This window comes from Stenotrophomonas sp. MMGLT7, from assembly GCF_021168555.1.
GTDB lineage: Bacteria > Pseudomonadota > Gammaproteobacteria > Xanthomonadales > Xanthomonadaceae > MMGLT7.
The window spans coordinates 35,568-44,574 of the sequence record NZ_JAJOZS010000019.1 but is presented as its reverse complement, the minus strand read 5'-3'; the positions used below and the strand labels follow the sequence as shown (position 1 = coordinate 44,574).

8 protein-coding genes and 1 tRNA gene are annotated in these 9,007 nt (G+C 72.0%); 4 read left to right on the top strand and 5 right to left on the bottom strand.

Annotation, left to right across the window (positions count from 1 at the left end; translation table 11 throughout):
* Positions 1 to 92: 92 nt before the first annotated feature.
* The 3 genes from bioH to bioB all read right to left on the bottom strand — a co-directional run bounded on the left by bioH (position 93) and on the right by bioB (position 3,669).
* The gene (bioH, locus tag LRX76_RS17445) at positions 93 to 869 is read right to left on the bottom strand and encodes a pimeloyl-ACP methyl ester esterase BioH (protein ID WP_231806903.1); all 777 of its coding nucleotides are present in this window, start codon (positions 867 to 869) and stop codon (positions 93 to 95) included.
* Positions 870 to 1,105: 236 nt separating this feature from the next.
* Positions 1,106 to 2,314: an 8-amino-7-oxononanoate synthase gene (bioF, locus tag LRX76_RS17440; RefSeq protein ID WP_231806902.1), complete on the bottom strand. Its 1,209-nt coding sequence runs from the start codon at positions 2,312 to 2,314 to the stop codon at positions 1,106 to 1,108.
* A 323-nt stretch (positions 2,315 to 2,637) separates the two neighbouring features.
* Positions 2,638 to 3,669 carry a biotin synthase BioB gene (gene bioB, locus LRX76_RS17435; RefSeq protein WP_231806901.1) on the bottom strand — a complete coding sequence of 344 codons (1,032 nt, stop codon included), beginning with the start codon at positions 3,667 to 3,669 and terminating at the stop codon, positions 2,638 to 2,640.
* A 79-nt stretch (positions 3,670 to 3,748) separates the two neighbouring features.
* Here bioB and LRX76_RS17430 point away from each other — a divergent pair, with 79 nt between their 5' ends.
* Positions 3,749 to 4,450, top strand: a complete 702-nt coding sequence (locus LRX76_RS17430) for a ComF family protein (RefSeq protein WP_231806900.1) — start codon at positions 3,749 to 3,751, stop codon at positions 4,448 to 4,450.
* Positions 4,451 to 4,686: 236 nt separating this feature from the next.
* The gene (locus LRX76_RS17425; protein ID WP_231806899.1) at positions 4,687 to 5,238 is read left to right on the top strand and encodes a DUF308 domain-containing protein; all 552 of its coding nucleotides are present in this window, start codon (positions 4,687 to 4,689) and stop codon (positions 5,236 to 5,238) included.
* A gap of 55 nt (positions 5,239 to 5,293) precedes the next feature.
* Here the strand turns inward: LRX76_RS17425 and LRX76_RS17420 are convergent, their stop codons facing one another.
* Entirely contained in the window at positions 5,294 to 6,688 is a 1,395-nt protein-coding gene (locus LRX76_RS17420) for a TIGR00366 family protein (protein WP_231806904.1), read from the bottom strand.
* Positions 6,689 to 6,874: 186 nt separating this feature from the next.
* The gene (ubiA, locus tag LRX76_RS17415) at positions 6,875 to 7,768 is read right to left on the bottom strand and encodes a 4-hydroxybenzoate octaprenyltransferase (protein WP_231806898.1); all 894 of its coding nucleotides are present in this window, start codon (positions 7,766 to 7,768) and stop codon (positions 6,875 to 6,877) included.
* Positions 7,769 to 7,869: 101 nt separating this feature from the next.
* Here ubiA and LRX76_RS17410 point away from each other — a divergent pair.
* A tRNA-Arg gene (locus tag LRX76_RS17410) sits at positions 7,870 to 7,946 on the top strand.
* Positions 7,947 to 8,344: 398 nt separating this feature from the next.
* Entirely contained in the window at positions 8,345 to 8,947 is a 603-nt protein-coding gene (lexA, locus tag LRX76_RS17405; protein WP_231806897.1) for a transcriptional repressor LexA, read from the top strand.
* Positions 8,948 to 9,007: the final 60 nt, after the last annotated feature.

Genomic DNA, 9,007 nt, shown 5'->3' with positions numbered 1-9,007 from the left:
AATCACCAGGCGGGACTGTAGGAGCGACTTCAGTCGCGATGGGGCTCTACCGGTAAGGCCCCATCGCGACTGAAGTCGCTCCTACCGTGCCGTCAGGGGTGCTGCTGGGGTTGCAGGGTTTCGGCGAAGTCGCGCAGCAGCCGCGTCACCTCGTCGGGCTGGCCGAGGAACGGCGCATGGCCGGCGCCGGCCAGGGCGACGGACTGCGACGCCGGTGTCAGCGCGGCGGCGTCGTGCATGCCGGCCGGCGGCACCAGCCGGTCGCGCTGGCCGGCGATCCACAGGCTGGGCTTGCGCAGTGCCGCCAATGCGCGGCGCAGGTCGCTGCGCTCGAGCAGGTGCAGGCCCTGCTGCAGTGCCTGCGGCGACGGCTCGCCGCGCGCGACCAGCATCTCGCGCAGCGCAAGCAGCTCGCTGCGGGCATGCGCCGAGCCGAGCGTGTCCAGCGCCAGGAAGCGCTCCAGGGTGCCGCGATAGTCGCTGGCCAGGTCCTGGCGGAACTGCTCGAACACCTGCGGCTCGACCGCGTGCGGCCAGTCGCCGGCGCGCACGAAGCGCGGGGTCGCGGCGATCATCGCCAGTGCGTGCACCTGCGGCAGGGTGGCGGCGCCGTGCAGCGCGAACAGCCCGCCCAGCGACCACCCGAGCCAGATTCCCGGCGGCGTGGCCGCGGCGATCTCGCCGACCACGAAGGGCAGCGCCAGCGGGGTGTCGTCGTCGCGGCTGTGGCCGTGGCCGGGCAGGTCGACGATGTGCAGCTGGAAATGCCGCGAGAGCCGTTCGGCCAGCGGCGCGAACACGCCGCCGTTGAGCGCCCAGCCGTGGATCAGGACCAGGGCCGGGCCCTGGCCGGTTACTTCGATATGCATGAGGGGACGGGAATCGGGAAGGAAAAGGGGGCCGCCCGGCCATGCAGCGCTTGCAGGCAGGCGGCTTCGATGGAAAAGGCGTCGCCGCCGCGGTGGGCGCCGGCGACGCGCGCGTGATCCGGGCGGGAGGCAACGGGCTTCGGACTGCGTACCGCTGCCCGCGGATGTTTCGCCGATGGGGTCGCGGATGACCGGCCCGGACAATCCTCGAAGACCACGCCCGATCCTCCGCCAGCCTAGCCCGCGGCCGTCGCGACGGCGGCCGCGGCCACCGCATCGCGCGCGCGCGCCAGCGCGTCGAGCAGCCCCGCCACCTGCTCGGCGGTGTGCAGCGCCGACAGGGTGACGCGCAGCCGGGCCTTGCCCTCGGGCACGGTGGGCGGGCGGATCGCGCCGACCAGGTAGCCGTCCTGTTCCAGTGCCGCCGACATCGCCATCACCGCCGCCTCGTCGCCGCCGAGCAGCGGCTGGATCGGGGTCTCCGAGGCCATCAGCGCCAGTCCGCGGCGGTGCGCGCCCTCGCGGAAGGCGGCGATCGACTCGACCAGGCGCTCGCGGCGCCACTGGTCGCGACGCGCCAGCTTCACCGCGGCCAGCGCGGCGGCGGCCTGCGCCGGCGGCATCGCGGTGGTGTAGATGTACGGGCGCGCGGTCTCGGCCAGGTGGCGGACCAGCCGCTCCTCGCCGACCACCAGCGCGCCGTGGCCGCCGAGCGCCTTGCCCAGCGTCACCAGTTGCAGCGGCACCTCGGCCACGCCCAGCCCGGCATCGGCGACGCTGCCGCGGCCCTGCGGGCCGAGCACGCCGACGCCGTGGGCGTCGTCCACGTACATCAGCGCCTGCTGCATGCGCGCCACCAGCGTCAGCGAGCGCAGCGGGGCGAGGTCGCCGTCCATGCTGAACACGCCGTCGGTGGCCAGCATCGCCGCGCCTTCGGGTGCGTGGGCGAGCTGGCGCCTCGCGCCCTCGGCGTCCAGGTGCGGGTAGCGGCGCAGCCGCGCGCCGGCCAGGCGGGTGGCGTCGAGCAGGCTGGCGTGGTTGAGCCGGTCCTGCACGCACACGTCGCCTTCCTCGCCCAGCAGGGCCTGCTGCACCGCCAGGTTGGCGAGGAAGCCACTGCCGAACAGCAGCGCGGACGGATAGCCGAGCCAGTCGGCCACTTCGCGCTCCAACGCCTCGTGCAGCGCGTGGTGGCCGCAGACCAGGTGCGAGGCGCCGGCGCCGGCGCCCTCGCGCGCGGCCGCATCCTGCAGCGCCGCCACCACCTCGAACTGCTGCGACAGGCCCAGGTAGTCGTTGGAGCAGAAGCCGGTCAGCCAGCGGCCATCGAGCTGCAGGCGCACGCCGTCGCGGCGGCCGACGCTGCGGCGCACGCGGATGCGGCCCTGCGCGCTGCGCAGCTCGCGCTGGGCCTGGAGGCGGTCATGCAGGTCGGGTCTGGCCATGGGCGTGCGGGGCTGGGGGCGGGCAGGGAGGGTCGGCGAACCTAGGAGCGTGGGCGGCAGAAATATTCGAGGCGAAGCGCTTCACCGCGGCGAAGCTGGTCGAAGCTGCGCTGTGCGGGGCCGGTTTTGTGAAGCTTCGCCGGCCTGTAGCCGCGCTACGGGCCAGGAAGCGGCGCAGACATACCCGTATGGAGCAGGGACCGCAGCAGCGGGCTTCGCAGCCCGGACGGCTTCCGCCGCCCAGGCGCCTAGCGTAGCGCGGCGCCGCGGCCGCGGCGCAGGCGGCCGATCGCCGCGGCCACGACCGCGGCCACGACGGATGGTCAGGCGGCCCGGCCGCAGGCCGGCGCGGTGATGTCGGCGTGCACGGTGCCGGCATGGTCGTGGTCTTCGGCATCCACGCTCACCTGCATCGGCTGCAGCCCCAGGCGCGCGAACAGCGCCAGGTCGCGTTCGGTATCCGGGTTGCCGGTGGTCAGCAGCTTCTCGCCGTAGAAGATCGAGTTGGCGCCGGCCAGGAAGCACAGCGCCTGCAGTTCGTCGCTCATCGACTCGCGCCCGGCCGACAGCCGCACCATTGAGGCCGGCATGGCGATGCGCGCCACCGCGATCATGCGCACGAACTCGAACGGATCCAGCTCGGCGGCGCCGTGCAGCGGCGTGCCGGCCACCTGCACCAGCCGGTTGATCGGCACCGAGTCCGGATGTGCCGGCAGGTTGGCCAGCGCCAGCAGCAGGCCGACACGGTGCGCGCGGGTCTCGCCCATGCCGACGATGCCGCCGCAGCAGGTCTTCAGCCCGGCATCGCGCACGCGCTCGAGCGTGTCCAGCCGGTCCTGGTACTGGCGGGTGTGGATGATCGAGTCGTAGTAGTCCGGCGCGGTGTCGAGGTTGTGGTTGTAATAGTCCAGCCCCGCTTCCTTGAGCGCGTGCGCCTGGCCGTCGTCGAGCATGCCCAGGGTGGCGCAGGTCTCCAGCCCCAGCGCCTTCACCTCGCGGATCATCGCCGCCACCTTGGGGATGTCGCGGTCCTTGGGCGAGCGCCAGGCCGCGCCCATGCAGAAGCGCGAAGCGCCGGCGGCCTTGGCCTGGCGCGCCCTGGCCACCACCGCCTCGGTGTCCATCAGCTTCTGCGCGCCGACGCCGGTGTCGTAGCGCTGCGCCTGCGGGCAGTAGGCGCAGTCCTCCGGGCAGCCGCCGGTCTTGACCGAGAGCAGGGTGGAGACCTGCACCTGCGCCGGGTCGAAATGCTCGCGGTGCACGCTGGCGGCGCGGTGCAGCAGCTCGGGGAAGGGCAGGTCGAACAGCGCGTGCAGTTCCTGCGCTTGCCAGTCGTGGCGGATGACAGCGGACATCGGGGTTTCCTGACGGTGATCGGCTGGGAAGCGCGGCAGTCTGGTGAGGCATGCGCTTGCTGTCAACCTTGGGTGATTGATGGAAGTTTACGGATGGGTCGCCGATATCGGGCGCTGGCTGCTGCCGCCGCGCTGTGCCGTATGCGACGAGCCGGGCGCGGACGGCTGCGACCTGTGCCGCCGCTGCCGCGAGGCCCTGCCCTGGAACGGCGTCGCCTGCAGCGCCTGCGCGATCCCGCTGCCCGGACGCGATGCCGCGGGCGCGCCGCTGTGCGGCAGTTGCCTGCAACGGCGGCCGCCGCTGGAGCGGGTGTCGGCCGCTTTCGCCTATGCCGCGCCGGTGGCGGGGCTGCTGCTGCGCTTCAAGTTCCACCAGGACCTGGCCGCCGGCCGCGTGCTGGCGACGCTGATGGCCGCCCACTGTGCCGCCCTGCCGCGGCCGCAGGCGCTGGTGCCGGTACCGCTGCATCGTGCGCGGCTGCGCCAGCGCGGCTACGACCAGGCGCTGGAACTGGCGCGGCCGATCGCCGCCGCGTTGTCGCTGCCGCGCTGCGATGCGCTGCGCCGGATACGGCCGACCGCGGCGCAGTCGCGGCTGGATGCGCCCGGCCGCCGGCGCAACCTGCGCGGGGCCTTCGGCGTGGCCGGCCCGGTACCGGCGCACGTGGCCCTGGTGGACGACGTGATGACCACTGGCGCGACGCTGCAGGCGGCGGCGCTGGCGCTGCGCCGTGCCGGCGCGACGCGGGTGGACGCGTGGGTGTGCGCGCGGGTGCCGTGATGCCGGGACCAGCAGGGGCCAGTGGGCGAAATTCCGGGATGTCTCCCTTCTCCCGCTTGCGGGGGAAGGTGCCCGAAGGGCGGAAGGGGCGCTCCCGCCGCGGCTTTTCCATGCTCCGGCCGGCGCCTCGGTCATTACATAAGCATTCCTGCGGCCGTTGGCTTGACGGCATGAACACGCAAGCCGGGCAATGCTGCCCGGACAGGATTCGCTTCTATCGCATCAAGGAGAACGTCATGAACGCAGGGATATTCGCAGGACTCGGCCGCAGTTGGTGGGTGCTGCTGCTGTACGGGCTGGTCACCACCTTTTTCGGTGTGTTCGCGCTGCTGCGGCCGTTCCAGGCGATCTTCGCGCTGGCGTGGGCGTTCGGCATCGTCGCGCTGGTGGAAGGCGTGATCAGCCTGATCGCCCTGTTCGACAAGAACGTGCAGGTTTCCAAGGGCTGGCTGGCGCTGTATGCGCTGGCCTCGATCGTGTTCGGCGTGCTGGCGGTGATCAACCCGGTGGCCACCGCCGGCGTGCTGCTGGTGCTGCTGGCGGCCTGGCTGGTCGTGGCCGGCATCTTCCGCATCGTGTTCGCCATCCGCGTGCGCAAGGAGATCACCGGCGAGTGGCTGATCGCGCTCAGCGGCGTGCTGGCGATCGTGCTCGGGGTGCTGTTCGCGGTGTATCCGGCCGCCGGCCTGCTGACCGCGGCGATCTGGATCGGCGTGGTCGCGCTGATCTATGGCGTGCTGCAGATCGTCGCCAGCTTCAGGCTGCGCAGCCTGCTCAAGGGCGTCTGACCGCCCCCGCTCCGGCGCGCTGCCGCCCCAGGGCCGCAGCGCGCCGAGCATTCGGCTACGGCATCACCGGCGGCACGTAGGTCAGGGTCATCCCCAGCAGCCACAGCAGGCCCAGCACCAGCGGGATGTGCACCAGCAGCTGGATGAAGGTGAAGCCGACGATGTCGCGCGCCTTCAGTCCCAGCACGCCCAGCAGCGGCAGCATCCAGAACGGGTTGATCAGGTTCGGCAGCGCCTCGGCCGCGTTGTAGACCTGCACCGCCCAGCCCAGGTGCGCGTGCAGTTCGTTGGCCGCCTGCATCACGTACGGCGCTTCCACCAGCCACTTGCCGCCGCCGGACGGCACGAAGAAGCCCAGCACCGCCGAGTACACGCCCATCACCAGGGCGAAGGTGTCGGTGGTGGCCACCTGCACGAACAGTTCCGACAGCCGGTGCGCCAGCGTCTGCCCGCCGTGGCCGGTGGCGTGGGTGAGCACCATGGCGATGCCGCCGTACAGCGGGAACTGGATCAGCACGCCGGTGGTGCTGGGCACCGCCTTGGCCACGGCGTTGAGGAAGCTGCGCGGGCGCCAGTGCAGCAGCAGGCCCAGCGACAGGAACAGGAAGTTGTAGGTGTTGAGGTTGGCGATGGCGGTGACCACCGGCTTGCTGGCGAACTCGCCGAACAGCCAGCCGAACGCCAGCAGCGACAGCAGCACGGTCAGCAGCGGGCTGTATTCGAGCCATTCGCCCGGTCGCGTGCGCGGCTGCAGCGGCGGCGTCTCGGCCTGGGCGGCGGCCTGCCCGAAGTCGCGCGCGGTGCGCGCCGAGGCCCCGGTCGGCGCGGTCAGCCATGCCACCAGCAGCGAGACGAGGATCAGGATCGCGGTCAGCACGATCGACTGCCACAGGAAGATCGTCTCGGTGAACGGCAGCACGCCGGTGATCTCCACCAGCCCCGGCGGCATGCTGGCCGGGTTGGCCTGCAGCTGCGCGGCCGAGGAGCTCAGGCCCATCGCCCACACCGCGCCCAGGCCGAGGTAGGCCGAGGCGCCGGCGGCACGGTAGTCCATGCCCAGGTCCTCGCGCCGTGCCAGCGCCCGCACCAGCAGCCCGCCGAACACCAGCGAGAAGCCCCAGCTCAGCAGCGAGGCCAGCATGCTGACCAGGCCCACGTAGACCACCGCGCCACGGCCGCTGCGGGGCACCCGCGCCAGCAGGTCGATGAAGCGCGACACCACCGGCGCGGTGGCCACCGCGTAGCCGCCGATGACCACGAACGCCATCTGCATGGTGAACGGGATCAGGCTCCAGAAGCCGTCGCCGAAGGCATCGGCGGTGGCCGTGGGGCTTGCGCCGAAACCCATCGCCGCCGCCGCGACGATGACCACCCCGAGGACCGCGAAGACGTAGGCGTCGGGGAACCATCTCTCGGCCCAGGCGGCGCTGCGCAGCGCCGCGCGTGCCATCCAGCCGTTCTGCGCCGGCGTCGTCGAGTCCATCGTGGCGTTGCCCCCTTGCGATTGCGAGCGAGTGATTCTGCGGTCGGGGGTCATCAGCGTCTGCTGTACCTTTGTATTAGGACGCAATGGCCGTTTCTTGATCGGGCCGGTTGCAATCTCGGCAGCGCAATCGCGGCGCCGGTGGACACGGCGTCAGCGCGTCATCACTGCCGCCGCGAGCCCGGCGAACACCGCCATGCCCACCCAGTTGTTGTGCAGGAAGGCGCGGAAGCACGGCCCGCGCTCGCGCCGGCGCGCGAGCATGAACTCGTAGGCCACCAGCACCGCCGCCACCGCCAGCCCCAGCCAGTACCACGGCCCCAGCTGCGCGCGCGCGCCCACCAGCGCCAGGGCGAGGAACATCAGCCCGTACAGCACGCCCTGCGCCACCAGGTCCATGTCGCCGAACAGGATGGCGGTGGAGCGGGAGCCCATCTTCAGGTCGTCCTCGCGATCGACCATGGCGTACCAGGTGTCGTAGGCGGTGGACCACAGGATGTTGGCCGCGTACAGCAGCCACGCCAGCGGCGGGACCGTGCCCTGCACGGCGGCGAAGGCCATCGGGATGCTCCAGCCGAACGCCATCCCCAGGTACACCTGCGGCAGGTAGGTGTGGCGCTTGAGATAGGGGTAGCTGGCGGCCAGGAACAGGCCGACGAAGCTCAGGGCGATGGTCAGCCGGTTCATCGTCAGCACCAGCGCGAAGGCGACGAGCATCAGCGCGGCGAACAGCCACAGCGCCTCGCGCCCGGACAGCGCGCCGCTGGCCAGCGGGCGGTCGCGGGTGCGCTCCACGTGCGGGTCCAGCCAGCGGTCGGCGTAGTCGTTGATCACGCAGCCGGCCGAGCGGGTCAGCCACACCCCGGCGCTGAACACCAGCAGCGTCCACAGCGGCGGCAGCCCGTCGGCGGCCAGCCACAGCGCCCACCAGGTGGGCCACAGCAGCAGCAGCGTGCCGATCGGGCGATCGGCGCGCATCAGCTTCCAGTACAGCCGCCAGCGGCCGGGCGGCTCGGCGGCGCGTGTTTCGTAGCGTTCCTGGTCCATGCGTGAAAGGTTAGCAGCCCGCCGCCGCCGCGCGCGCCGGCGCGGCGATCGGACCGGGGGCAGACCGCGACGGCGTTTTGCCGTTAGAATGCGCGTCCGATGCGCCTGTAGCTCAGCCGGATAGAGTAGTGGCTTCCGAAGCCATTGGTCGGGGGTTCGAATCCCTCCAGGCGCACCAGCTTCCCTGCAGGGAAGACCCAAGGAAGGCCGGAACGCCGAGATCGAGGCTTCCGGCTTTTTTGCTGTCCATGGCAACGAGAATCTCGCACCGGCGGACAGGAACGCTGAGCGGCGGCTTCGTCCGATGCGCTGCGGCCCGCGCATCCTGCATCGGCGGGCATGCTCCCGGCCGTCCTCATGATCCATGATCCACGCGGCCCGCTGGCCCGGCGGGCGAAGCGCGTCTCGGGTCGCGCGCCGTGACCACGCCTTGCTCCATCAGGAGGGCCCCGGTACCCGCCTTGCCCCGCCCGGACACGGCCCCGCGATCGGCTCGTCGCACGACGTCCATGGCCTGTGCCGGCGCTCGGATCGGCGGCTCGCTTTTGCCCTGGCATCGGTGTACATATGTACACCATGAGCGACCTTCCTTCCCCGCGCGCGGCGATCCTGGCCTTCGTGCGCGAGCGCATCGCCCGCGGCGCGGCGCCCAGCCTGGCCGAGATCGCCGCCGAGTTCGGCTTCGCCTCGCGCAATTCCGCGCACAAGCACGTGCAGGCGCTGGCCGAGGCCGGGCTGGTCGAGCTTCGTCCCGGGCAGAAGCGCGGCATCCGCCTGCCCGGCAGCGGGCAGGAGCCGCCGCTGATGCTGCCGGTGCTGGGGCGGGTGGCCGCCGGCCGCCCGATCGGTGCCGACATCGGCCTGGACCGCCAGCTGTGGCTGGACCGCGGCCTGTTCTCGCTGCGCCCGGACTACCTGCTGCAGGTGCAGGGCGACTCGATGGTCGACGACGGCATCCTCGACGGCGACCTGGTCGGCGTGCACCGCAGCGGCGATGCCCGCGACGGCCAGATCGTGGTGGCGCGGCTGGACGAGGAGATCACCATCAAGCGGCTCGAGCGCGGGCGCGACGGCATCCGCCTGCTGCCGCGCAACCCGGCGCATGCGCCGATCGTGGTGCCGGCCGATGCCGACTTCGCCATCGAAGGGCTCTACTGCGGCCTGATCCGCCAGGGCTGACGATGGCCGGAGTCTCGCTATCGCGCCCACGCCCGCGTGTCGGCACTGCACTTGCCCCCG